This window comes from Subtercola frigoramans, from assembly GCF_016907385.1.
Classification (GTDB): domain Bacteria; phylum Actinomycetota; class Actinomycetes; order Actinomycetales; family Microbacteriaceae; genus Subtercola; species Subtercola frigoramans.
On sequence record NZ_JAFBBU010000001.1, the window covers coordinates 547701 to 573065 of the forward strand.

The 25365-nt window shown below is 62.6% G+C and carries 20 protein-coding genes; 11 read left to right on the forward strand and 9 right to left on the reverse strand.

Annotation, left to right across the window (positions count from 1 at the left end; genetic code table 11):
• Positions 1 to 93: 93 nt before the first annotated feature.
• A complete protein-coding gene (locus tag JOE66_RS02665) occupies positions 94 to 1353 on the reverse strand; it encodes a sensor histidine kinase (protein ID WP_205106595.1) in 1260 nt (419 codons plus the stop codon).
• Positions 1353 to 2021 carry a response regulator transcription factor gene (locus JOE66_RS02670; protein ID WP_205106596.1) on the reverse strand — a complete coding sequence of 223 codons (669 nt, stop codon included), beginning with the start codon at positions 2019 to 2021 and terminating at the stop codon, positions 1353 to 1355. The genes JOE66_RS02665 and JOE66_RS02670 overlap by 1 nt, the downstream gene beginning before the upstream one ends.
• An 81-nt stretch (positions 2022 to 2102) precedes the next feature.
• Here JOE66_RS02670 and JOE66_RS02675 point away from each other — a divergent pair, with 81 nt between their 5' ends.
• On the forward strand, positions 2103 to 2843 hold the full coding sequence (locus JOE66_RS02675; protein ID WP_205106597.1) for a VIT1/CCC1 transporter family protein: 741 nt from the start codon (positions 2103 to 2105) through the stop codon (positions 2841 to 2843).
• 92 nt (positions 2844 to 2935) lie between these two features.
• Here the strand turns inward: JOE66_RS02675 and JOE66_RS02680 are convergent, their stop codons facing one another.
• The 3 genes from JOE66_RS02680 to JOE66_RS02690 are packed head-to-tail and all read right to left on the reverse strand — an operon-like array spanning position 2936 to position 5684.
• On the reverse strand, positions 2936 to 3691 hold the full coding sequence (locus tag JOE66_RS02680; protein ID WP_239518204.1) for an FAD:protein FMN transferase: 756 nt from the start codon (positions 3689 to 3691) through the stop codon (positions 2936 to 2938).
• Complete coding sequence (locus tag JOE66_RS02685) at positions 3691 to 4302, reverse strand: FMN-binding protein (RefSeq protein WP_307827016.1); 612 nt, start codon at positions 4300 to 4302, stop codon at positions 3691 to 3693. Before JOE66_RS02685 ends, JOE66_RS02680 begins: the two co-directional genes overlap by 1 nt.
• Positions 4299 to 5684 carry a ferredoxin reductase family protein gene (locus tag JOE66_RS02690; RefSeq protein WP_205106598.1) on the reverse strand — a complete coding sequence of 462 codons (1386 nt, stop codon included), beginning with the start codon at positions 5682 to 5684 and terminating at the stop codon, positions 4299 to 4301. The genes JOE66_RS02685 and JOE66_RS02690 overlap by 4 nt, the downstream gene beginning before the upstream one ends.
• A gap of 340 nt (positions 5685 to 6024) precedes the next feature.
• Between JOE66_RS02690 and JOE66_RS02695 the strand changes: the two genes are divergently transcribed.
• From JOE66_RS02695 to JOE66_RS02710, 4 genes are all read left to right on the forward strand, one after another.
• Positions 6025 to 13068, forward strand: a complete 7044-nt coding sequence (locus JOE66_RS02695; protein ID WP_205106599.1) for a PA14 domain-containing protein — start codon at positions 6025 to 6027, stop codon at positions 13066 to 13068.
• Positions 13055 to 13537 carry a hypothetical protein gene (locus JOE66_RS02700; protein WP_205106600.1) on the forward strand — a complete coding sequence of 161 codons (483 nt, stop codon included), beginning with the start codon at positions 13055 to 13057 and terminating at the stop codon, positions 13535 to 13537. The genes JOE66_RS02695 and JOE66_RS02700 overlap by 14 nt, the downstream gene beginning before the upstream one ends.
• A 110-nt stretch (positions 13538 to 13647) precedes the next feature.
• Entirely contained in the window at positions 13648 to 14145 is a 498-nt protein-coding gene (locus JOE66_RS02705) for a hypothetical protein (protein ID WP_205106601.1), read from the forward strand.
• Positions 14146 to 15506: 1361 nt separating this feature from the next.
• A complete protein-coding gene (locus JOE66_RS02710) occupies positions 15507 to 15692 on the forward strand; it encodes a hypothetical protein (protein ID WP_205106602.1) in 186 nt (61 codons plus the stop codon).
• Positions 15693 to 16319: 627 nt separating this feature from the next.
• Here JOE66_RS02710 and istB read toward each other — a convergent pair.
• Together istB and istA are read right to left on the reverse strand one after the other, a co-directional pair.
• Positions 16320 to 17078 carry an IS21-like element helper ATPase IstB gene (gene istB, locus JOE66_RS02715; protein ID WP_205106298.1) on the reverse strand — a complete coding sequence of 253 codons (759 nt, stop codon included), beginning with the start codon at positions 17076 to 17078 and terminating at the stop codon, positions 16320 to 16322.
• The gene (gene istA, locus JOE66_RS02720; RefSeq protein ID WP_205106297.1) at positions 17078 to 18286 is read right to left on the reverse strand and encodes an IS21 family transposase; all 1209 of its coding nucleotides are present in this window, start codon (positions 18284 to 18286) and stop codon (positions 17078 to 17080) included. Before istA ends, istB begins: the two co-directional genes overlap by 1 nt.
• A 522-nt stretch (positions 18287 to 18808) precedes the next feature.
• Between istA and JOE66_RS02725 the strand changes: the two genes are divergently transcribed.
• The 6 genes from JOE66_RS02725 (at position 18809) to JOE66_RS02750 (ending at position 22971) form a co-directional block, all read left to right on the forward strand.
• A complete protein-coding gene (locus JOE66_RS02725) occupies positions 18809 to 19051 on the forward strand; it encodes a hypothetical protein (RefSeq protein WP_205106603.1) in 243 nt (80 codons plus the stop codon).
• Positions 19052 to 19108: 57 nt separating this feature from the next.
• Positions 19109 to 19387 carry a hypothetical protein gene (locus tag JOE66_RS02730; protein ID WP_205106604.1) on the forward strand — a complete coding sequence of 93 codons (279 nt, stop codon included), beginning with the start codon at positions 19109 to 19111 and terminating at the stop codon, positions 19385 to 19387.
• A 739-nt stretch (positions 19388 to 20126) separates the two neighbouring features.
• Positions 20127 to 20516 (forward strand): Re/Si-specific NAD(P)(+) transhydrogenase subunit beta, encoded by a 390-nt coding sequence (locus tag JOE66_RS02735; RefSeq protein ID WP_205106605.1) that lies wholly within the window; start codon positions 20127 to 20129, stop codon positions 20514 to 20516.
• Between the two features lie 88 nt (positions 20517 to 20604).
• Positions 20605 to 21015 carry a DUF3253 domain-containing protein gene (locus JOE66_RS02740; protein WP_307827017.1) on the forward strand — a complete coding sequence of 137 codons (411 nt, stop codon included), beginning with the start codon at positions 20605 to 20607 and terminating at the stop codon, positions 21013 to 21015.
• Positions 21016 to 21114: 99 nt separating this feature from the next.
• A complete protein-coding gene (locus JOE66_RS02745) occupies positions 21115 to 21990 on the forward strand; it encodes an aldo/keto reductase (protein ID WP_205106607.1) in 876 nt (291 codons plus the stop codon).
• 45 nt (positions 21991 to 22035) lie between these two features.
• The gene (locus JOE66_RS02750) at positions 22036 to 22971 is read left to right on the forward strand and encodes an aldo/keto reductase (protein ID WP_205106608.1); all 936 of its coding nucleotides are present in this window, start codon (positions 22036 to 22038) and stop codon (positions 22969 to 22971) included.
• Positions 22972 to 23248: 277 nt separating this feature from the next.
• Here the strand turns inward: JOE66_RS02750 and JOE66_RS02755 are convergent, their stop codons facing one another.
• Together JOE66_RS02755 and JOE66_RS02760 are read right to left on the reverse strand one after the other, a co-directional pair.
• The gene (locus JOE66_RS02755; protein ID WP_205106609.1) at positions 23249 to 23794 is read right to left on the reverse strand and encodes an FMN-binding protein; all 546 of its coding nucleotides are present in this window, start codon (positions 23792 to 23794) and stop codon (positions 23249 to 23251) included.
• Positions 23791 to 25311, reverse strand: coding sequence for a ferredoxin reductase family protein (locus JOE66_RS02760; protein WP_205106610.1), 1521 nt, complete (start codon positions 25309 to 25311; stop codon positions 23791 to 23793). The genes JOE66_RS02755 and JOE66_RS02760 overlap by 4 nt, the downstream gene beginning before the upstream one ends.
• Positions 25312 to 25365: the final 54 nt, after the last annotated feature.

The following is a 25365-nucleotide window of genomic DNA, read 5'->3' on the forward strand; positions in this document are numbered from 1 at the left end:
TTCTTCCAGGTTTCTTAGACGGCTCTCCCAGCGAGGTGCTTAACAGGGTTCTCACAGGGAATGTGCGGCCTCAAGCTCTGGGCAGAGGTGTTCTCAGGCGAGAGGGAAGCGCACGCTCACGGTGGCACCGCTTCCGGGCACGGCCGGCTCGATGCTCACACTCCCGCCGTGGCGGGCGGCTACGTCGGCGACGAGCGCCAGCCCGAGGCCGTAGTGCCGGGGCTGTTCGTCGCCAGAAGTCTTCTCTCGAGAGCTCGCAAACCGTTCGAACGCGCGGTCGCTGATCTCCGAGCCGAAGCCCGGCCCGTCGTCGGTCACCGTCACGACGGCATCCTTGGCTTGCACGGCGATCGTCACCTTGACGGCCGATTCAGCGTGATCGAGCGCGTTCGAGACGAGGGCGGTGAACAGACGGTGAATCGAGACGGCAGTGCCGGCCACGGTGATCGTCGCCTGCGAAGAGGTGATGGTGAGCGCGATGCCTCGGCCCGCAGCATCCGCCTGCAGCGCGGCGATCGCGTTCGTGCCCGCTTCGACGAGATTCAGGGGCTGCTGTTCCGTGGTCTCGCGGGGGTCGGCGGCAATCAACAGGTCTTCGAGGATCTCCGAGAGCATCCGGGAATCCTGCACGATCTCGTCGACTGCCGCAGAGGTTGCCGGGCCGTCGCCCGAAGGGGCGTTGTGCAGGGTCCGCTTCAGAAGTTGGGCCCGGGTGCTGAGCAGCGTGAGCGGCGTTCGCAGTTCGTGGCTGGCATCGGCCACAAACCTCCGCTGCAGCGCGAGCGCCTCGGCGAGAGGACGCATCGAGCGACGGGCCATGAGCGCCGAGATGACTCCAGCTGCGGCGCTTGCCACCACGCCTGCAATCACCAGGGCGAGGAGCAGGCGTTGCAGCTCCTCCTGGTTCTCCCTCTGGTCGATCGCCACCTGGATAACGCGGTCACCGTCTTCATCCTTGGCCGTGCGCACGGTGTAGGTGTGGCCGTCGTTCGAGACCTGGTTCTGAACGACCCCGCCTTCCGTAGCGACCTGGCTGATCGCATCGGTATCAGGCAGGCCCGCTGGCATGTCGCGCGAAACCTGCAATCGGCCGCCAGCGTAGATGGCCATCAGCACGCCGGAGCCGTCGTCGGTCGACAGGGAGTGGCCGGCGTCGATGAGTGTTCGTTGGTTGGATTCGGACTGGCTGGTGCTGACGATGAAGTAGAGCAGCGCTCCGACCGCGATGAACACCACCACGATCAGAGCCGTGAACTGCAGGGCGAGCCGAAGCGCTGCCCGCCGCAGATCGGCGCGGTCGCGCTTGGACATGCTCTGCCCAGAGGTGCTCCGCTTCTTCCAGAGTTTCGCCATCACGACACGCTCCCGAGCCGGTAGCCGATGCCCCGAACCGTGACGATGCAGCCGCGGCCGAGCTTCTTGCGCAGGTAGTGAACGTACGTGTCGACGACGCCCTCGTCGTCGGCATCCGGAAACACGGAGTCGAGCAGATCGACGCGCTCGAACACCTGCTCGGGACGCCGCGCCAGCCGCTCGAGCAGGTCGGCTTCGCGCTCCGACAGCGCGACCACCTCGCCTGAGGCGAGCGAGACCGTGCGGGCCTCGGTTTCGAGCGCGCCACCGGGAACCCTCAGTGTGGGCACGGTGGTCTCGTGTCGTCGGAGGAGGGCACGAAGTCTCGCAAGCAGCTCGTCGATGTCGAAGGGCTTGGCGAGGTAGTCCTCTGCCCCCCGGTCGAGCCCCTCCACGCGATCGGCGGGGTTGCCGAGGGCAGAGAGGATGAGCGTCGGGGTGAGTACTCCGCTGCGCCGGAGCTTGGTCAGAACATCCAGACCCTCGATGAGCGGCAGGCCCCTGTCCAACAAAAAGAGGTCGAAGGGCTGGGTGAGGCCTTCGTGCAGGGCGCGTTGGCCGTCACGCGCCGAAACCACGTGGTACCCCTCGCTGGCTAGCAGCTCGCTGAGCATGGAATTCAGTCGCGCGTCGTCTTCAACGACCAGGATGCGCGGCTGATGTTTCATGCTCGAAGTATAGGGATCGCACTCGTGAGGTAAGGCTTGCCACCCTAGCGCCGGGGCGGCGGGCTGTCTATCGTGTGAGTCATGACGACAGCATCTGCCGAGCAATCCGCGTTCAGCCAGCAACCCGACGAGCCGCACAGCGGCAGCATGGCCGGGCGGCTGAACTGGCTCCGCGCGGGTGTTCTCGGTGCGAACGACGGCATCGTCTCGGTCGCGGCGATCGTGGTCGGTGTCGCCGGTGCTGGCGCTTCGACTCCCGCGATTCTTGCCGCCGGAACCGCCGGGCTCGTCGGTGGTGCCATCTCGATGGCCCTCGGTGAGTACGTCTCGGTCAGCAGCCAGCGCGACAGCCAGCACGCCCTCATCGCCAAAGAACGCCAGGAGCTGATCGACGACCCCGAGGGTGAACTCCAGGAGCTCGCCGCCCTCTACCAGTCCGAAGGGCTGTCGGCCGACACGGCCATGAAGGTCGCAACAGAGCTGACGGCGAAAGACGCCCTCCGCGCCCACCTCTCGATGGAACTCAACATCGACGAAGCCGACGTTGCGAGCCCCTGGGCCGCTGCCGGGGCCTCGGCGCTGGCCTTCGTCATCGGCGCGATCCTGCCGTTCCTCGCGATACTGCTGCCTCCGGAGAACGTGCGAGTGCCCGTCACATTCGTTGCGGTGATCCTGGCGCTCGCGGCCACGGGCATCATGGGCGCCCGCCTCGGAGGGAGCCCGGTTCTGCGGGCCACCTTCCGAGTGGTGATCGGTGGCGCGGCGGCTCTCGTCGCGACATTCGGCATCGGCCTGCTGCTCGGCACGACCGGCGCGGTCTGATCGACGCCTGAACCGATCCTGACGGGAGTTGTGAACGGGCGCGATCCTCGGCCTGAGAGCTGTAACTGAAGTCATGTACAGGATGCCCGTGGTCAGTGCGGCTCAGTCGAGACGGCGTTACGCAACCACGGCGTGATCAGAAGCTCTCCATTCGCATCCACCGTCAGTACCTCGACGCCGAACTGCTCGGTCGCGAGGTCTGAGGTCTGCTGGCCGCCCGAGAGGATGGCGGTCGCCAGAACGTCGGCCGTGACGATGTCTGGGGCGAGAACGGAGACCTGGCTGAAGCTCTGCCGGGCATCCGTTCGCCAGACGTGCTCGCCTCGCTCGGCGGTTCCCGAGGTGGCCAGGGCTGCGCGGGTCTCGTCGAGTTCGAAGCTGCAGAGCAGTACGGTGCGATCGAGGGGGTCGACGATGCCGACCCGCCAGGCGTTCTTGCCGCTCTCGGTGTCGCCGACGCGGGCCAGCACATCGCCGCCCGCATTGAGCAGCCAGCCAGCGCTGCCGGCCGCATCGAGAATCTCACCCGCAGCCTCGATGGCCAGCGCCTTGACGATGCCCGAGAGGTCGATCACTCCGTCTGGCCGATGTGCGGTGAAGGCCCCACCCGTGGCGTTGCGCCAGTGCACTGCACGTTCGTAGGCGTCGCGCACCGCTTCGCTGCTGTGTGTCAAGGTCAGCTCACCGCGAGCAATCCGCGAGAGTTCTGACGCGGGGTTGTAGAGGCTGAACGTCGTGTCGGCCGTTCTGAATACGTGCTCGACGTCGTCGAGAATCGAGCGGGCAACGCTGCCCTCATCGAATCGCAGGCTGACCACCGTGCCCATCGTCTCGAAGACGTGCTGCATCAGAGCCCGGCCTGGTCGAGGGCAGACTGTACCGACTGCAGGTACCCGTCGCTGGTGTAGGTTGCCCCGCTCACCGAGGCGACGTTCGCCGACTGGGCAGACAGCACTTCACTCCGCAGCACCGGAGCTGCCCTCGCGCTGATCTGCACCGATCGCCCGCCGTCGTCCGTCAGCTTCAGTGCCGTGACCTCGGTGATCTTTCCGCTGTTCACGGTGATCTGCACCTGGATCGTGCCGTACCGCGTGCTGATCAGCGAGCCGGTGAAGTTCTGGTCGACAGCAGTAGGCGCAGGCGCGGGCGCAGGTGCTGCTGCGGCAGGTGAAGGGGCGGCGGATGCTGCAGGAGCCTCTGCCGCAGCGCTCGGTGTCGCGGCAGCAGTTGCCGGCGTCGCCGGCCCAGCGGTCTGCGCGGGCGTCGGCGTAGCCGTGGCCTTCGGTGCAGCGCTCGCTGCGGTACTCGGCGCGGCGCTTGCCTTCGGCGTGCCCCCCGCCGACGCGGGCGCGGCATCCGAAAGCGTGGTCGTCGCGGTGTCGTGCACACCGATCTGCCAGCCGACGGCCAGCACCGCCGCCGATGACACGATCGACCCGAAAACCGCTCTCTTTCTCACGAGTCAAACCTTTCCAAGTGGATCTGCCGGGCGGGCAGCCCGGCCGCACGGGCATCCCGAACCACCAGGTCGGCCCAGTTCTGCGGGCCGCAAATATAGAGGTCGGATTCGTGCAACTGCGGGAAGACCGATTCGAGCGACACCCCATTGGCGTAGGCCGACGCCGACATCCAGGTCTGCGCCTGGTGTGGCCGCTTGCCGACCATCGAGAACGCCGCAGACCCCGAATTCGTCGCCAAAGTGGCAATTTCGTTCCAGAGGTATTGCTGCGATTCGTCTGAGGCGCGCAGCAGGATCGTCGCCTCGCCCGCGCGCAGCCGGGCATGCTCGAGCATCGCGCGCACCGGGGTGATACCGATCCCAGCGGTGATCACGGCCAGGTACGGCGCCGTTCGGGCCGTGTCGGTGAAGACCCCGTACGGCCCCTCGATCGAAACGAAGGTACCCGGGCGCAGTCGGCTGATGCGCGCAGTGCCCTTACCGAGGTCGCGCACCGTGATGCGGGCCGAGTTCGCCGTCGGCATCGCCGAGAACGAGATGGGGTGCGCGTGCCACCACGTGCGGCCGCTCCAAAATCTCCAGACCGCGTACTGGCCGCCCTTCACCTCGAGTCTCTCGAGCTGCTTGCCCGAGAGCTGGATCGACACCACGCCGGGCGCGATCGTCTCGACGCCGGTCACCCGCAGATCATGACGCACCGACCGGATGATCGGCACAGCGAATCGGTAGACGAGTACGGCCCCGAACGCGATCACATACAGCGCGATCCAGTAGACCCGTTGAAGCGTGCCATCGGCGAGCACACCACCGATGCTCAGCTGATGGGGCAGCGCAACCAGCACGGCGAGGTAGCTGAGCAGATGGATGAGGTGCCACGCCTCGTAGGCAAAGTGCCGCCGTACAGAGATCACCGAGGTCACGACCACGACGATCAGCAGGCCAAGGCCCACGTATGAAAGGAGAAGGTCGTTGCTGGTCGTCAGAAAGGAGATCGTCTCGGCCACCACGTTGGTCTGGTCGGCGAGCGAGTACCCGATTGTCAGCAGCACAGCGTGCGCCAATAACAGGTACAGCACGGGTTTGCCGAGCGAGCGGTGCAGCGCAATGGCGCGGTCCTGGCCCACTGTGCGGTCGACCCACGGAACGCGGGCAGCGAGCACGAGCATCACCAGGATGAGGTCGGTGCCGGCCAGGCCCGTCACGATGCCGAGCGCCGTGATCGCCCCCGCCGGCGTGCCGAACTCGGTCGTGCCCGCGTACGCCAGATAAAGGGCAATCGAGACGGCGACAGAGACCCAGCAGAGTATACCCATGACGTCCGCAGCTGCCGCCCGCTTGCGATAGTTGCGCGAGCGGGTTCGTCTGGCGACGATTGCAGTCACAGCGCACCTTTCATGAGCAGCAGGAGGGGGAGCGGCGGCAGTGGCGCAGGGTCACGGAGCCGTGTTCGTGCCCCTGACCTCACGCTAGGGCCGAATACTTAGAGCTTTCTTAGCTCCTCCTCCCCAGCCCGATTCGTCATCTTCGTGCCACTTCGCCACGAGTTGACTTGGTGTTTGGTTCCTCAACCTTGGAAAGACCTGAGAATAGCTCGTGTAATTCGAGATGTCCTCTACTTTCTCTGACGGGGGCTCCTTCGCAATTGCGTGGATGCCGAAGTGAGTTTGGGGTTCGTCCTTGTTGTCCATGCGTTTCGCTTCGTCTGTTGTCACTGCGATCACAATGACGGTTGTGCTCGTTGTCGGTCTCACGTCGCCGGTCGCTGCCGCCGATCCGAGTTTGGCCCCTTCTGATTCGAGCGTCGTGCCCGATGTGCAAGCCGAGCAGTCAGACGCCCCCGTGTTGCCGCCGATCTCGTCGTCATCGGGTAGCGCGACTGACACCTCCACACCGGATCCCGCACCAGTCGTGCAACCATCGCCGGCACCAACGGCGGATCCTGTCGACGCGTCGGCTGCCGTGTCGAACTTCGACCCGAACGGCAAGACGGTCGTCGCGGCCGACGAGTTCAGCAACACGTATGCCGGCCCCGACGGCATGAAGATCTCGTCGGTTTCGACCTCGCCCATCAACATTCAAGACCGCAGCAATTCGTGGGTGCCGATTCAGACCGATCTGACAACGACCGGGCCGTGGTCCTGGCTCGGCCAGGGCGGTGCAAAGGTGGAGCTGAATCCATTGCACCCGCAGTTCTCGCAATACGCTGACGATTCGACCGTCGTATCGATGACGAAAGACTCGAACACGATCGGCTTCACCCTGAAGGGTGCCGCTCACTCCGTTCTCCAGCGAGATCTCGCGCCGTGGTCAGATTCCAAGAACCATCTCGAGTATAAAGACGTGTTCCCGGGCACTGACCTGGTCTATGACGTAAACGAGGCTGACGTCAAAGAACTCCTCCGGCTGAACTCTCGCCCCGCTGCCGCAACGGCCTGGACGTGGAAGGTCGACGCCGCCGGTCTGTCGGCGGTGAAGACCGCCGAAGGCAGCATTGAGTTCTCTGATTCCGCGGGTGAAGTGAAGTTCGTCATCCCCGCACCGCGCATGTGGGATTCGTCGGGAGTAGACGGCCAGAAGACCGACGCCGAGGCGGCGGTGGGCATGACGCTTCTGCGTGAGGGCGACCAGTACCTGGTCAGCATGCAACCCAGTATGGTGTGGCTGAATGACCCTGCACGGGTCTACCCGGTCTCCGTCGACCCGACTCTTACTCCTGGGGCTGCCGACAACGACAACACGCACACGTACAAAAGCAACGGCCTGACAAACGTGAACGCGGGTGCCCAGGTGGGCAACTCGAACAACGGCGGCGTTTGGCGCACCGTGGTTCACTTCAACTACGAGCAATTCTTCGGCAAGCAGATCATTTACGCCGAAGTCGCGGCGGTCGACAAATACAACGATTCGAGCACCGGTTACCACCAGGGCGGCCTGTATCACGCGACCCAATTGGGGTTCGACAGCTTGGGCGAACAGCTCGGCAACGTCGGGTTCGACGCCACCAGTGGCGCTTCCGACCCGAACGACATGCGCCTCGCAAACCGACTCAACCAGCTGGCCCGCGATCACGTCTCGGGGTACTACCTGGCCATAGCGGGCGACGAGACCCCGAACACGTTCACCTATGAGCACGCTGATCTGCAGATGCTCTTCTCGTACAAGGACTATCCCAGCCCGGGAAATGCGCCGACGCCGGCGAACGGCGCCACGAACATCTCCTACACTCCGTCTCTCCACGTCGACGGCGGATACGACCCCATAGGCGCTGGCCTCGACCACCTGTTCCGGCTCGGCACCACTACAGACGTGAACGCGAGCAAGATCTACGATTCCGGGTGGTACCTCAACGACACGATGACGATTCCCGCTCATCTGCTTCAGCCCGGTACCACCTACTATTGGCAATCCTGGGTGCATGACGGCTATTTCAACGCTGACCCGTCGTCCCCGGTATGGCCCAACACGCCGGTCTACAGTTTCACGACCGACAACCCCGCGCATCCCGACCAGAGCACCGCCACACCGACCGACAAGGCCGTGGTCGTCACAACGCAACCGACGCTCTCTGTCGCCCCAGCGACGCACCCGAACGGTCTGGCGTTCCAGTACCAATTTCGCGTCACAACAGGGCCAGATGCGACCATTGGCCAGGTGGTGAGTTCGGCCTGGCTAACCTTCGCTGCTGGTACCTCTCCGTCGTGGACGCTGCCCGACGCAACGTTGCAAGACGGCGGCACGTACTCCTGGACCGTGCTCACCAAAGACAGCGCTGGCACGTTCGGTCCATTCTGGGTGAACAAGTTCAGCGTCAACAAGCGCATCGGCGCGGGCGGGCCCTCGCCAACAGATGCGGCTGGCCCGGTCACGGTGAATCTGGCAAACGGCAACGTGAACATGCAGTTCACCTCGCCGACTGTCGCCACGGTCGGTGGGCCGATGGGAATGTCGTTCTCCTACAATTCGCAGGCGCCCTCGAACGCGGGCCTCAACGCCGAGTATTTCAACGGTATGCCGGCCGCCCCGACCGGGGCGGCGTCGGATTTCGCGGCGGCCAAGAAGGTCATCAGCCGGGTCGACCCGGCGATCAACTTCGACTGGGTCGATGGCAGCAACGGCACTGCGGGTTCTCCGGCACCAGGGGTCGTCGACAACGACCATTTCATGGCCAGATGGACGGGCTTCATCCGTTCTCCCGACGCAACACCGACCCAGTACGAGTTCGGGTACAACCGCGACGACGGAACCCAGATCCTGGTCAACGGCACGATGATGGTCGACCAGTGGAACACGGCGGCCGAGACCGGGTGGGGCGCGGGGTCGACCGCTCTGTCGACAACACCTGTACCCATCACCGTGAACTACTTCGAAAACGGGGGTGGCGCGCAGATGAAGCTCTGGGTGCGCCTGAAGGGCCAGCCCAACACGCAGCAGATCGTTCCGGCGAGCTGGTTCACTCGCACCATCAACACGCTCCCCACCGGGTGGTCGAGTTCGACACCACTTGCCGGGCCGTCTGGGTTCTACTCTTCGGCCGCTGTGACCGACTCGTCAATCGTTCTCACTGATGCTTCGGGCAGCGTTCACACGTACGCGAAGAAGGCCGCAGGCGGATACACGCCCCCGCCCGGGGAGGCGGGCATTCTGAGCCTGGATGCGAACAAGCAGGTCAGCCTCACAGATGAAGCCGGTACCACCTATCTGTTCAACACTGAGGGGAAGGTCGTGCAGGTCTCGAGCCCGCAAGAGGCGCTCAAACCCGCAGCCCCTGTTGTTTCATTCCGATCGGATACGGGTGCCGTCGACAAGATCAGCGACAGGTTGTCTCAAACCAACGTCGGTTCGACTCCCGCGAGCTATGCCCGCGAAGTCTCCTTCGTCTATGCGACCGTCTGTACGGGCGACCCGGCTCTGACCGCGGCTGCGGCGATAGGCGCGGGCCCGAAGCTCTGTCAGATCGTCTATCCCACACAGAATTCGGTGCCTGCCCAGACAACGGATATTCATTACGATCAAAACGGTTACCTTGAGTCGATCGTCAACCCGGGCGGCGCGAAGTCGTCCTTCTCCTACGACGGAGCTGGGCGAATAATCACAGTACGCAATCCTCTCGGATGGGACTGGATCAATGCGGTGGTGGGGCGCACCGCCAGTTCCGGCACCCGAACGGACATCACGTATGACTCAACCGGTCGAGCGATCAAGGTTTCACTTCCCGCACCCGACGGTCTGAACGCAACGGCCCGACCGACCAAGAAGTACAACTACGCGGTTGCACCCGTCGCGGCCGGCCCGTCAGTGACCGCCGTTGATGGCACGACCTACGTCGATGTCGTCGACTCTGCTGGTACGCCGTTGCCGAACACCACGGGCACCACTGGGCACGCCCAGAAGGTCACTTTCGACGCGGCGTATCGCGCCACGAGTGCCACCACCCCATCTGGGCGGAGCGCGACAACCGTCTGGAACGACAAAGACCAGACTCTGTCTGCCACGAACGCGCAGGGCCTGATGTCGACCACGGTCTACGACAATCGTGACCGGGCCACCGACAGTTACGGCCCCGCGGCACCGTCGTGCTTCAACTCCGATCGCACCGCCACGACGGCCTGCGCTACAACTGTCGCGCACAGTCACACCGGGTACGACGAGAACCTGCAGGGCTTGAACGCCGCCTACTACGACAACCCCGGGTGGACGGGCGTGCCCAAGGGGTACAGTCTCGGTATTCCGGGCACCGTCATGCCCGGCGACATCAATCGCGACTGGGGCACCACTGCTCCCATCCCAGCCATCACGACGAGCTCCTGGTCGGCGCGCCTCACGGGTACGATCACCTTCCCGGCGAACGGCGACTACCAGTTCAAGACCTATGCCGACGATGGCACGCGCCTTTGGATCGACAACGTGCTCGTCGTCGATGACAACGTCATCGGCGGTGCACATTGGTCGACCGTCGGAACGGTGCAGGGAATGACGGCCGGCAAGACGGTCTCCATCCGGCTGGACTACGCCAACCAGGCCGCGCAGGGCACTCTCGCGCTGTTCTGGACTCGACCCGATGTCACCGGTTCCAACGTTGTCCCCGCAGCGCAGTTGAAGCCTGACTATGGCCTTTCGACAAGCAGTGTCACCTATGACACGGTGCCGTCGGGCACGACAGGGGTAGCGGCAACCGCGGTCTCGAACATGTCGTCGACGACGGCCTACGGGCCGAACCCCTGGCTGGGTATGGCAGTGTCGTCAACGATCGACCCATCTGGTGCGAACCTCACGACGGCGACGAGCTACGAGACTTCGGCGACTGGGTATCAGCGTCGAGTGGGTAAGACGCTGCCTGCGGCGACGGCCTCGGGTGCGGCAAACGCGGGTTACACGTATGCGTATTACTCTGACAACGGTGGGTACGAGGCGTCCTTCTCGCCAGCGCTCACGACGCCGGTGTGCGGGGTGCCGTTGGGTACGAAGCAGTACGGCATGTTGCTGAGCACGACGACTCCGTCGCCGACGACTGCCGGGGGTGGAAACATCGTCTCCGCGGTGGTGTACGACTCGCTCGGCCGTGTTGCGGGGTCGCGGGCATCCGCTGATTCGGGGTGGCAGTGTGTCACCTACAACGCTCGCGGCCAGGTGACCAAGACAACGTACCCGCCATACGGTGCGCAGACGACGATCCGAACGGTGACGAACGGGTACACGGCCGAAGGTACGTATTCGGCCGCGGGTGTGCCGACCGGCAATCCTCTGGTCGGCTGGTCAACCGATGACTCGCTCTCGGCCACGACGACGGGTGGCAAGATCAGCACCACAATCGATCTCCTGGGCCGTACGGTGTCGTACACCGATGTGTGGAACACGGTCACGACGCCGACGTACAACGCGCTCGGTCAGATCACGTCGACATCGGTGCTCCCGGCGGGCGGCACGGCGAGTGTGCAGTCAGCGTCGTTCAACGTCGACGGTCAGGTCACTCAGGTGAAAGACGGCGCGAACGTGATTGCCGTGCCCGCCTACGACGCGACGGGGCAGGTCACGTCTGTGTCGTACCCTTCGGGTGCGGGCAACGCAGGTAATGGTTCGGCGTTACAGGCGATCGCCCGTAACAGTGTCGGTGCGACGGCAGGTCTGTCGTGGTCGTTCGCGACCGGTCAGCCGGGAATCAGTGACACGGTCGCGCGGTCGCAGGCGGGCCGGGTGCTGAAAGACACCACCCAAGACGGCACCGCGACCACTGCCGTGTCGACGTACGGGTACGACGTTGCGGGCCGGCTGATCACAGCGGCAACGGCCGGGCACACACTCACGTATGGGTTCGCCGCGACCGGTGGCTGTGGGGTGAACACGAAGGCGGGTATGGATGGTAACCGCACCAGCCTCACGGATGTGTTTGGTGGTGTGACAACGGCGACGGCGTATTGCTACAACAACGCCGATCAGCTGACCTCGAGCACGGTGACGAACCCGGTGCCGGGCGCTGATACGACGAACACCGCGCTGCCGGCGGGCAAGCTCGCGTATGACAGTCATGGCAACACGAAGACCCTCGCTGATCAGACTCTGGGGTATGACGCGGTGAACCGTCACCTGACGACCACACTGACCGGTGGCACCACGGATGGTACGACGGTGACGTACCTCCGCGATCAGACCGACCGGATCGTCTCCCGCACGACGTTCGTCCCTGGCACGGGTGCTGGTACGGGCACGAGCACGGTGTTCTACTTGTACGCCGGTGGTGGCAGTTCCCCGATCATGGCGCGTGAGGGCACAGCGGCGGTATCGCGGATGCTCGCCCTCCCTGGCGGCGTCACCGTTCTGATCCCAGCAACAGGCAACCAGGTGTGGTCGTATCCGAATGTTCACGGTGACACGGTGGTGACCGCGACCCAGGCTGGGGTTCGGTCATCCGTGTACCGGTACGACCCGTACGGTCAACCGATCAGCGCGACGGGTGTCATCGGTACGACTAGCAGTGACGGTGCGGTGCCGGACACGTTGCCGGGTGCTGCGGATTACGGCTGGTTGGGCGGTAACGACAAGCTCTACGAGCACCAGGGCAGCATCGCGATTGTCGAGATGGGTGCCCGGCAATACGTCGCCGCCCTGGGAAGGTTCCTCGGTGTTGACGCGGTCGAGGGAGGCAACGCCAATGCCTACAACTACCCTGACGACCCGGTCAACAAATACGACCTCTCAGGGAATCGGCAGGACTGCGGCAATTGCGGGTATGACGCGAAGAGCAATTATGCGGCGTTGATGGGAGGAATTTATGTCAGTAACGGAGGCGAATCGAGGTCATTGCGAAATTCCGGAAGTATGGCTGGTGTATGGGGGCGCCCAATTTCGATAACCAGCGTGTCCTCGAGCGCGGCGAGCATGGCTGCGGCGTGGAGAAGTCTAGCGAACGCACCGATGACCGCAGTCGGCGCGGGCGTAGCCTTGATGTCAGGAGCGAACATGTCAGCGTGTGGCTCGTCTGGCGGACTTCTCATCTGCGGGGGTTCACCAAATATCCCGCCGGGTGCTGGAATAACGTTTGGAGACCTATTTACGTCGGGAAATTCGACGATAGCTGTGAAGGGGAATTCAGGTTTGGTAGGTCATGAAGCTGCTCACACGTGGCAGTGGGCAATCCTCGGGCCTGACTCATTCGGTCTTATCTATGTAGACAGTTCTCTTGGCGAAGCGGTCACGGGGATCCATAAGGGTTGCGGCAATCCGCTTGAATATGGCGCAGGCTGGAAAGGAGGTAACTATGACGATTGCTAAAAGGAGGCGATTCAGGCGCTTAGCGACTCTCTCGATCGTCTTGGTGGCACTTGTTTCGGCAAATGGATGCGCTGTGCTTCCCTTTGACCCGCCGAGTAACGGCGCAGCCTCCGTGCAGTCGTCTGGTGCCGGCCTGGTATTTACAATTTGCAGATCGATCACGGCCAAAGAAGTGCTGTTGGAAGAAAGAAATACTCCTCAGGGCAGGAGCTGGTCGACCCTGTGGGATGCGACGGGCCAGCAACGGCTTGACAAGTTTTCAACTCTAGCCACTTCTGGTCGTGATGGCTTCGGCTCTGCCACGACGCAACCCTCCATCAATAGTGGAGATGAACTTTCGTTACTCATCGTAGGCACAGGCGACACGAGCATTTCCGCAGGATTCGGCCCGTTTACTGATGCTGGCGTCCCGTCACATCAGTGGCTACAATCCAATGGCAGCCTGACTGATGATCCCTGCCCGTTTTGATGCGTAAGGAGCGTTAGTTTTGGGCGTAGGTGGATCCTCACAGGGGGCCTCATTTCGCGTGATCTCACATGCCGTACGGGGCTCCGGTCGCTCCTGGGTTAGAGGTAACCATGACAATTTCCAAAAGTAGGCGGTTCAGACGACTCGCGACCTTCTCGATCGTCGTCGTGGCACTGGCTTCGGCAAATGGATGCGCCGCGCTCCCGTTCGACCCACCCAACAGTGGTGCGGTCTCGATTCAAGCGTCTGAAACGGGCCTCCGTATTACGGTGTGCAAGTCGATCACCGCGACGCGCATTTGGTTGCAATCACGCAATGTCGCCGAAGGCAGAGCATGGTCACAATTGTGGGATGCGACCGGGCAATCGCATCTTGAAAGATTGACGATGATCTCTACTTCGGGCACAGAGGGCTTTGGCGCGGCAACTACGCAGCCTTCGCTCGCAAGCGGTGAGGAACTTTCCTTGATGATCGTCGGCACCGAGAGCGAAAGTATCGATGCCGAGTTCGGCCCTTTACCCGAAAGTGGTCTCTCAAAGGATCAATGGTTGCAGTCTGACGGAAGTTCCAGTTCCGAACCTTGCCCTTCCCCGAAATCTGCGAAGTGAAAGTCGGAGCCGCGAAGGCGAATTCGACACCCTCGACCAATTGGCGCCTAGGCGGACAGGTATTGCGGTGCTGCCCTGCTAACCAAAGAGAGGCACACGCTCAAGCGTGGGTTCGCAGCCTGGTCAGCCATAATCTGGTTCTGGGGATGCGCTCATTAATCTTTACGGCGGCAACTTGTGAACGATTCTTTGCAGGGGAGGCGTCGAGACGCCCGGAGTACCCTAGGCGTTGCTCTCGCGTACATTCTTTTCTGCCTCGTCTTCATCCTGAGGATGATTCAGGCATTCTCACACGGAAGTCCCGACGTTGTTGGCATCACCTTCTTCGCGATGTTTGGATTGGCACTCCTGACATTGCTGCTTTTCGGCCTACCTGTCGTCGTGAGAAACACCCGGCTTCGCAGGGCTGACGGCGCCGCATACGTGTTCACATCACTCCAGGGCAATCTCAGCACGGTCGGGATTTCGCCAAGTGCCAGAGTCCTAGGCAAAGAAATTTACGCCGGTACTCACGAACTCTGGGCATCAGTGCGCGCAGACGAATTCGGGTTGACTTTCTGGGGTGCGCTATCGATGCGAACAAGTAGTCCTAGTTTTGAAATCGCAAAGAGTTCGATCATTGCGACGCGCACGACCAAGTTCCGAATACAAGGTTTGCCCGAGACAGGCGTCATCGTTGAATTCGAGGCCGAAGGTGGGGCACGTGCCGAGCTCGCGATTCGCCCAGCATCCCGATGGTTCTTCGGTATCACGGGTACAACCCAGCGAGGTGCCACCAGAACCTTACGGCGAATCGATGGAGCCGTAGGGGATCTATCTTGAGATATAGCGGCCATTCCGTTACCCGACGGCCGCACTTGGTCACTGCGACCAGTAAGAGAATGTCGGTCATCCTGCTAGGAATTCGAGGCGCGGGGCAAATGAGTCATGCATTTGCCGACCCTCACGTGGAAGATGCACCATCCAGCTCCACGGCTGAACTGTTCTTTGGGCTTACACCTCAGGGGGATCGCATTGAGAACTTCCTAGGAGGGTTCTAATGGAAAGGTCGCGCCTCAATTGGGTCGGTGCTCTTACTCTCCTTATCGTCCGGTCGTTAGCGTTGTGGCTCCTCATACCTCTGGGATTTATTGTTTGGCTATTCGTCGGTTATTCACTAGACGCGCGCGGGGCAACGCTAGGGCATTGGCTTGGTTGGCTGGATCAGAATTTCGTTGTCTTCATGATTCGGTGCGTTGTTCGCCCGTTTCTGCATGGGCCGCCGCCGCGATACACGCCGTGGAGTCGGATCGAAGATGTTGACCATCGCATCAAACTGTTCGATGCGTACTGAGGCTTAGTGAAATCGAATGGAGATCTCTATGCAAACAACTCTGCTGATTGTCGATGCGATGGCGGTGGCGCTTACCGTTACATATTTGATTGTGGGTAAGCGTCTCAAGAAGTCCGCTCGACCAGCCTGGAATTTGCTTTGGGCGGCGACATTGTCGTCTGCCATCGCTGTCGTAGTGGTCGCCGTAGCAAACTTCTTCGTTATCAACCATTAGATGACGACGCGCACAACTGAAGCGTCGCCGACACTGAGTCTCTCCTGTCTTCGGATGACCACGAACCTCTGATTCCAGAAGTTGTCTACAGTCGTTGCTCGCAGACGGCTCTAGTTCCGAGAAGCCGTGTGAACCGTAAATCTATATCGGTGCCTCTGAATACTCACAGGGATCGGCGATGCGTCGTTCCACGTTCCAACCAGAGCAGAGATTATGGGCTTGGAGACAAAATGATAACTCTCATGGCGCGAAGGTCTGTCGGCCCGATCGTGTGGGCGCTCGGCGCGGCCACGGTTGTGTTTCTGATTGTGCATTCGATTTTGTCTCCGGGAACCACAGGGTCTGGCCCTTTCGCTACCGTTCTAGGCACAGTCGCAACTTGCGCTGCGATTGTCGGCCTCACGCTTGGCGCTCTGCGTTTCATGGCTTACTCGCAAGACTCTCTGCTTGAGGATCTCATTGCCTCTAAGGGCGCGATCTTCGGTTTCCGAGCTCGCCTTGACTCGACGTCTTACCGGGCACTGAGCGACCATCTACCTGGATCGATGTTCAGGTTCGCCGCCTCTGTTAACGCCAACTCAATATGGGGCCACGGCTGCCAACTGAAAATAGGGCCACGTGGTTTGTTTAGTCTGTCGTACTTGTGAGTGTTTTGTGGCCGCGGAGCCGGTAGCTGGTGCCTTTGAGGCTGAGTACGTCGGCGTGGTGCACGACGCGGTCGATCATCGCTGACGCGATGGTCGGGTCGCCGAATACTTCACCCCAACGCCCGAATGGCAGGTTCGAGGTGAGGATCAGTGACGCGTGTTCGTACCGTGATGACACGAGTTGGAAGAACAGATTCGCGGCGTCTTGATCGAACGGGACGTAGCCGACCTCGTCGACGACGAGCAGGCTGTACCGGCGAAGCCGGGTGAGTTCGGCGGCGAGCTTGCCGCGGGAGTGCGCCTCCTGCAGCCGGGTGACCCAGCCGTTCGCGGTATCGAAAAGCACCCGGTGGCCGGTCTTCGCAGCTTTGATGCCGAGCCCGATCGCAATGTGCGTCTTCCCCGTACCCGGGGGTCCGAGGAGGATGACGTTCTTCGCTTCCTCGAGGTAAGCGCTCGTGCCCAAGTGTGCGATGAGGGTGCGGTCGGCGCCAGGCTGGTGGTCGTAGTTGAACTCTTCCAACGTCTTGAAACCGGGAAACCGGGCAGCCTTGATCCGAAGCGTCGCCCCTGATGCTTCCCGCTCGGAAACCTCGCGCGACAGCACGGCGGCGAGGTACTCCTCGTGTGACCACCCGTCCGCACGGGCTTGCTCGCCGAGCCGGCGGAAACCCTCACCGACCCGAGGCGCTTTCAATGCACGGGCGTAGTACTCCAGCTGGGATTCGAGCTCGGACATCAGGCCACCTGCCCGGTACCGAAGAGGTCGTCGTAGGAAGCAAGATCGCGGGTTTCGACAGCTTCCAACGGCCGGTAGCCGCGGACCTGTTTGAACGCCTGCCGCAGCACTGCCGCCTCGGCAACATGGGCCGGATCGGTGACGATCAGCTGGCGGGCCCACTCCCGCTGATGCACCGCGATGACAGTGCCGTCATGGGTGACAGTGACCTGGTGCAGGTCAGCAGTAACATCAACGATCCGACCGATCATGCCCGGACTGACCGAGTAATCGTTCGTGAAAACCCGCACGTAGTAATCCCGAGGCAGCCTGACCGTGTTCCGGAACAGCACCTCCGGTGGCACCGGCGACAAGGCCCGCATCGCGGCCCGATCACGGCCGACAAGCTCGGCGGGTTTCCCGCGCCGTGAGCGCGAGTAGCGGGCATTCGCGACGGGCAACCAGTCAACGAGCTGGTTGTTGAAATCCGCTGGCGATGCGAAGCTGCGGCCAGGCATGAACCTCGAGCGGAAGAACTGGTTCATCCGCTCGACCATGCCCTTGGACTCCGGATCCCGCGGTGGCAGCAGCACGATCTTCGTCCCCAACGTGCCAGCGAACGCGGCAGCGGGCTCGGTGAGCTTACGCCGGCCGATACCGGTCTCGTTATCCCAGACCAGCCGCTCCGGCACCGCGCCGGCCTGCTGCAACAGCTGCCACATCCCGCCGAGGAGGTCGGGGGTTGTCCGGGAGGGCAGCATCAACGCTTGGATGTTCCCCGAGAACGTCGACGTCATCACCAACACCGGCGGCATGCCGTGCTGATCATGACCCAGCGGGATCGCCTGGTGCGGGAACCACAGATCGCATTGCACCTGCACACCGGGCTGGTGATCGATCCGGTCAGCGGGATCCGGCGGCAGATATTCAGGCCGGATCGCTGCGACCCTCAACCGGAACAACGACGACGAACCCGACCACCCCACCCGCTCCGCCAGGGCTGGCGACGGCATCCGCGGCGAGTCGGTCAGCAGCTTCCGAACCGCCGGTGCGACCTCATCGAAACTCGACCCCGTCAACGCCCGCTCATACCGCGGCACCCGGTCAGCCTGCAACGCCCGATCGATCGTCCCTCGCGAAACGCCAAGCCGTTTCGCGAGTTCTCTTTTCGAGTGCCCGCCCGACGCATACAACCGACGAATTTCTGCCCAGTCATCCAAAGTGATCACCTTCCATAGTGGTTGGTGGCCCTGTTTTCAGTTGGCAGTACTGGCCCTGTTTTCAGTCGGCGTTAACACGCCTCAGGTGAATTGAATGTGCTAATCACGAATGCCGGTGTCGGGTTCTATTGGCCACTCCGAACATCGGAGCAACGAATCTTCTTCGTGCCCGTGAACGACGTTATCGGCGCATTCAAAGGGCCAAAGCGGTCGTTCTTTGGCGGAGATCTAAATCTGGACACGTCAACCGAAGTCGGCGGACTTCACTTGAGAGTCTCGGGGTACCGGCTGAGGGCGAGAGGTGGCATTGAGAGAATCATCGCCTGCCTGCATCAAGGCCAGTTCGGATGATCACCAATTGCCGATCGGTCGAGGCTCAGGGTGCCTGCCTGTGTCGATCCGACAAGCGAATTTGGGCGAACTGTGACTGTGCTACTTCGAACTACTTCGCCGATATCCTCGAATACTTCGAACAATGACTTGGAACACCAAGTTCTTGACCTCGCGCATTCTTAGATCGAAGGAGACCAGATGAACGGTGCAGGCAAGCCCTTCTTTGTTGTGTCCCTCTACGCGGCAGGTGTGTTCATTTTGTCGGTCGTTTATATAGTGATCGCGAATCTTCTTGGAAATCCGCCCATCGGTCACAGCCCTGTTTCTCTCGTCGTCAGCATTGCGTTCATAGCCGGGTTTGTGGTGGGAGTGATGTCAGCCACACTTGGTGTAATCACGATGCTCTTTGAACGAAAAGCGAACAGATTCGACGGGTTCTAGCTCTTGGGGGCCGGCATGCTTGGATAGTATGCCGGTAATGGTGGCTAACCGGTCCTGATGCGTGTGGGCACGGCGGCGGTGTCGCGGATGCTCGCCCTCTCTGGCGGCGTCACTGATCTGTTCCCGGCCCCCGGTGATCAGGTGTGGTCGTACCCGAACGTTCACGGTGACACGGTGGTGAACGCGACCCAGGCTGGGGTTCGGTCATCCGTGTACCGGTATGACCCGAACGAGGATCAGGGCAGTATCGCGACCGTCGAGACGGGTGCCCGCCACTACGTGGCAGCTTTGGGACGGTTCCTCGATGCCTCAAGTGATGCCCTAGAATCAAAATGAGGTGATCTCATGAATAGGAGTGCAGGTGCGCTCACTGACTACGATTCGAATTTTCCGAGGCGACTCGTGGGCCGATCCGTAGCCGTTGGAGTGATTTGCTCGGCCGTATTTTCGGTTGTCAGCGTCGTGGTGTTGAACGCCGGATTCGGGTTTTCTGGATTGTTTCTCAATGTCATTTTCACGGCAGTCTTGGCCATTCCGGTCGGCGCGCTGTTGGGCCTTTCGGTCTCGCTTCTTGGACTGCTGTCTCGCGCTGTCGCCATGAGGGTGAACAGTTCGCGTCGAAACCGGGTGATAGCGACCGGAATTGGTGGCGCGTTCGGCGGACTGGCTTTGATAGTCGCACTCTGGCTTCTCTTTGAGCCCGTTCGCAACTATTGGTGGGCCGAGTGGCCCGTTGTAGTGCTCGCTGGGCTGCTTTGCGTTTGGTACACGTGCCGCACCGAAGAGAATTAGTGAATGTGTGGGCGGTAAGAACGATGATCCTAGGAGCGCTAAATTGAAACCCACCATCGGGGCGATTGGAATTCTGCTTCTTCTTATGATCCGCGGGCTTCTGTTATGGATTCTCATACCGGGGGGCGCGATCATCTGGGCCGTGGCGTTCGTCTACTTCATAAAACGTGGTGCTGGCCTTGGGCCTACCTCGTGAGTCAGGAAAGCATGGTTGAGCAAAGGGCGGGTGCGGACATAGAGAGATTCAGCCTGCGCCCACACACCGTTAAGGTTGATCTTTGTCTTGTCTATCCCGCTGGGTGGTGCGGCCGTATTCGTCATCGAAATAGTTCTTGAGGTGATGAGAAGGAGTGCGGTGTCGCCGTGGACGTGGACGGCGGCAGTTCTCGCCGGAATCATCGGAATCTTCATCGGACCGCTGTCGGCCACCGGCGGAATCATCGCGTATCTGGCCAGCCTCAAGTTTCGACGGCACCCGTTTTGGATTCGACTCGGGCTGATCGTGTTGGGTTCGACGGTCTTTGCGGTGCTGCCCTTTGTGCTGTTCGGCTATTGGGAGGCTCTACCGCTCGTGATGATGGCCTCCGTCGTCTTCAGCGCCGCGGCCTATGTGCTTGCTGTCGCCGTTTCGAATCGACCAATCGTCGGCCCTCGGCGAAATCGCGCCAAATAACGCGTTGGGTTGGCTCAGGGCCGACGGTTGAGTGATTTCGCCGGGAGCAGCGCGGGCAAGCGCGGCCGCAGGGGCGCAGAATGGAATGGTGGCACACCGCAAAAGCGCATCAGAAATCGAAGAGGCCGAACCCGCCGAGCGTACGTGTGTGTCGTGCGGCCGCACGATCACGTGGCGTGCGGCCTGGGCTCGAGACTGGGCCAGCCTGAAGTACTGCTCCGACGCGTGCCGTCGACACGGCATCACCGACACCGATCGTGAGCTGGAGAGAACCATCGAGAACCTGCTGGAGACACGGGCGATGGATGCCTCGATCTGCCCGTCAGACGCAGCACGCGCCATCGGCGGCGAAACCTGGCGGGAGTTGATGGAGCCCGCGCGTCGCGCCGCCCGTCGCCTCGTCGCGGCGGGGCGGTTGGAGATCACGCAAGGCGGAACGGTCGTTGATCCGTCGACGGCGAAGGGGCCGATTCGCCTGCGTCGGCCCCGTTCGGGCTGAAGACCAGTCGCGGCATCCGTTCGAATTCGGGCCGCGAAGAATGTCGGTCGCCCGTAATAGCGTAGAAGCGAAAACCACCACGAACAAAGGACACCATTCGTGCAGTACCGCAGCATTGCATCACGATCCGTCTCAGCGATCGGTCTCGGCGGAATGCCGATGTCGATCGAGGGTCGGCCAGACGAAGCGCGTTCGATCGAGACCATCCACGCAGCGCTCGACGCGGGTGTGACACTCATCGACACGGCCGACGCCTACCACCGCGAGGCCGCGGAAGTCGGCCACAACGAGGAACTCATCGCCCGTGCTCTGAAGAACTATGGCGCCGATACCTCACAGGTTCTCGTTGCAACCAAGGGTGGTCACCTGCGCCCGGGCGACGGATCGTGGACGCAGGATGGCCGTCCTGACTATCTAAAGAAAGCCGCGAAGGCGTCGGCCAAGCGCCTCGGTGTCGAGGCGATCGGCCTCTACCAGTTCCACCGGCCCGACCCGAATGTTGCCTATGCGGATTCGATCGGTGCGCTCCGCGAGCTTCTCGACGAGGGTGTGATCGAGCTCGCCGGAATCTCGAATGCGAACATCGCCCAGATCGACGAAGCGAATGCCATTCTCGATGGGCGGCTGGCCTCGGTGCAGAACCAGTTCTCCCCGGCGTTCCGCTCCAGCCTTGTCGAACTCGAGCACTGCGCCGGCCTGGGCATCGCCTTCCTGCCGTGGTCGCCACTCGGCGGAATCAAGCGCGCGGGCGAAATCGCGTCCCAGCACAGCGCCATCGAGGAGATTGTCCGTGCACATGGGGTGAGCCCGCAGCAGGTTGTTCTCGGCTGGGAGCTGGCTCTTGTGCCGGTTGTCATACCGATTCCTGGCGCGTCACGGCCGCAGAGCATCCGGGACTCAGTGCAGGCGGTCGATCTCGTGCTCAGCGACGAGGAACTCGCCCTCCTGAGTGTCGGCGACCCTGTAGCTGAGTAAGCGACGCTCTGATCGACTTCTCTGACTTTCTGAAAGGCTTGCTCCATGATTACTGTTCCCGTTGGCCCGGCTGGAATGACGGCACCGAACGTGGTGCTCGGCTTGATGCGCATCGCCGACAAGACCGACGACGAGATTCGAACCCTCGTCGGGGCTGCGCGTGATGCGGGCATCGACTTCTTCGACCACGCCGATGTCTACGGTTCGCGAATGCACGAGTGCGAGGAGCGCTTCGGCACCGCCATGGATCTCACGCCTGCAGAGCGAGCAGAGGTGACGATCCAGACGAAGATGGGAATCGTTCGCGAAGGCCCGTACTTCGACTTCTCGTACGAGCACATCGTGTCGAGCGTCGAAGGCTCGCTGCGTGCACTGCGCACCGACTACATCGACATTCTGCTGCTTCACCGGCCCGACGCGCTTGTCGAACCAGATGAAGTGGCACGGGCGTTCGATGAGCTCGAAGCGTCTGGAAAGGTGCGCGCGTTCGGGGTCTCCAACCACACTCCGCGCCAGATCGACCTCTTGAAAGCCTCCGTTCGCCAGCCGATCGTCGCAAACCAGCTCCAGCTGTCGATCACCCACGCACCCATAGTCGCCCAAGGCGTGGCTACGAACATGTCTGGCGTGGACCAGTCGGCGACAATCGACGGTGGCGGCATTCTCGACTACTGCCGTCTCAACCAGATCACCGTTCAGGCGTGGTCGCCGTTTCAGGCAGGATTCTTCGACGGAGTCTTTCTGGAATCGCCCGAATACCCCGAGCTCAACGCCGCGATCGACCGGCTGGCGGCACACTACGACGTTCCTCCGATCGCCATCGCAACAGCGTGGATCACCCGCCACCCGGCGCGCATGCAGGTTGTGCTCGGCACGACCACGCCGCAGCGTGTCGCCGACGCGGCGCTCGGGTCGGGCATCCCGCTCACTCGTGCCGAGTGGTACGAGCTGTTCCGCACGGCGGGCTACCGCGTGCCATAAGTCGACGGTCGTAACGGTCGTGGCGCGCCGCGGCGAAGGAGTGGAGGCACGTGGCGTGGATCGTTCGCCCACCTGTTTGCGCCGCACCAAGCTGGAAATCCGACGAACGTCAGCCGAACCGTGCGAAATAGTGCGCCGGTCGGGCTGAGGTTCGTCGGTTTGCGCAGCGACGAAGACGCGCCGATCGACCAATCGTCGGCCCTGAGGGAAGCCGTGCGAAATAGTGCGTCGGTTTGAACGAGGGCCGACGATTGATCGATCTGACGGGCAGCGTGACCTAGAGCCCGGCTTGGTCGAGGGCCGACTGCAGCGATTGCAGGTAGCCGTCGCTCGTGTAGGTTGCGCCGCTCACCGTCGCGACGTTCGCCGACTGGGCTGCGAGCACTTCGCTGCGCAGAATCGGGGCGGCACGCGCGCTGATCTGCACCGACTTGTTGTCGTCGTCGGTGAGCTTCAACGCGGTGACATCGGTGATGGTGCCGTCGGCCACGGTCACCGAGACCTGGATCGTGCCGAAGCGCGTGTTGACGACCGAGCCCGTGTAGGTCTGAGCGGTCGCAGGCGCAGTGGTCGCCGACGGCGAAGGCGTTGCGGATGCTGTCGCCGACGTCGACGCAGACCCACTACTGGCCCCGGCGCTCCCGGCCGCGCTCGCCGCACCAGTACCGGTCGAGGTCCCAGTGGCAGCCGACGCACTGCTCGACGTCGACGCACCAGTCGACGCCAGCCCCGCAGCATCCTGCTCGTGCACGCCGATCTGCCACCCGGCAGCCAGCACGGCCGCCGACGACAGAACCGAACCGAAGACGGCTCTCTTTCTCATGAGTCGAACCTTTCGAGGTGGATCTGTTTCTCTGCGAGGCCGGCTCGCCGGGCATCCTGAACGACGAGGTCGGCCCAGGCCTGCGGCCCGCAGATGTAGAGGTCGGAGTCGTGCAGGTGCGGGAATACCGTCTCGAGCGTGACGCCGCTGCGGAGGGCCGACTCCGACATCCAGGTGTCGGTTCCCGCGGGGCGGTGACCCATCATCGAGAAGGCCGAGCTGCCCGTCGACACAGAGATGCCGGCGACCTCCTGCCAGAGGTACTGCCCATTCTCGTCGCTCGCCCTCAGCAGAACGCTGGCCTCGCCGGCGCGCAACGAAGCGTGCTCAAGCATGGCGCGTACCGGGGTGATGCCGATGCCCGCGGTCACAACAGAGAGGTACGGCGACGTGCGCGCGCGATCGGTGAAGACGCCGTACGGCCCTTCGATCGACACCGAGGTGCCGACGGGCACGCGGCTGATGCGCGCCGACCCCGCGCCGAGGTCGCGCACGGTGATCCGGATGGCATTCGCCGTGGGCACCGCCGAGAACGAGATGGGGTGGGCGTGCCACCAGGTGTTCGCGCTCCAGAATCGCCACACAGCGTACTGGCCGCCCTGCACCCTGAGCGTCTCGAGCTTCGTGCCCGACATGACGATCGACACGACCCCGGGGGCGATGGTTTCGACCGAGGTGACGCGCAGGCCATGCCGAGCCGAACGGATGATCGGCAGAGCGAAGCGATAGACAACAATGAGTCCGAACGCAGCCACGTACAGGGCGATCCAGTAGACGCGCTGAAGAGTGCCCTCGGCGAGAACGCCGCCGGTGCTCAGCTGGTGCGGCAGCGCGACGAGTACCGCGGCGTAGCTGAGAAGGTGGATGAGGTGCCAGGCCTCGTAGGCGAAGCGCCGGCGAACGGCCACGATCGAGGTCACGACGACGAGCACCAGCAGCCCGAGCCCGAGGTAGGCGAGGAGCAGCTCGGTCGAGTTGGAGAGCAGCGAGAGCGTCTCGCCGACGACGTCGATCTGGTCGAGCATGGCGTAGCTGATGGTGAGCAGCAGGCCGTGGGCCAGAATCAGGTACAGGGCCGGCTTGCCGAGGGCCCGGTGGAGGGCGATCGCGCGATCCTGCCCCACCGTGCGGTCGATCCACGGAACCCGTGCGGCCAGAACGAGCATCACCAGAATGAGGTCGGTGCCGGCGAGGCCCGCCATGATGCCGACGGCGTTGATCGTTCCCTGCAGCGAGGAGAAGTCGGCGACGCCGGCGTAGGCGAGATAGAGGGCGATGGATGCTGCGACCGACGTGACACAGAGAAGTTGCATCACGTCTGCAGCCGTCTGGCGCCGGCGGTGATTCTTCGCCCGGGAGCGGGTGTCGGCGCTCAGGCTGGCCGCTGACCTGCCTGTCGCTGCCGACGCAACGCCGGCTGCTGACACGCCGCCAGCCGTGGAGCCGTGTGGCCCGGGTGCGCTCACTGGAGCCGCAGCCGTGCCGGGCCTGCGTGGAGGGGTGAGGGTGGAAGACATGTGACAAGCTTTGCGAGCGTTCTGATGAGCAGCCCTTCAGGAGCCTCTGCCCGC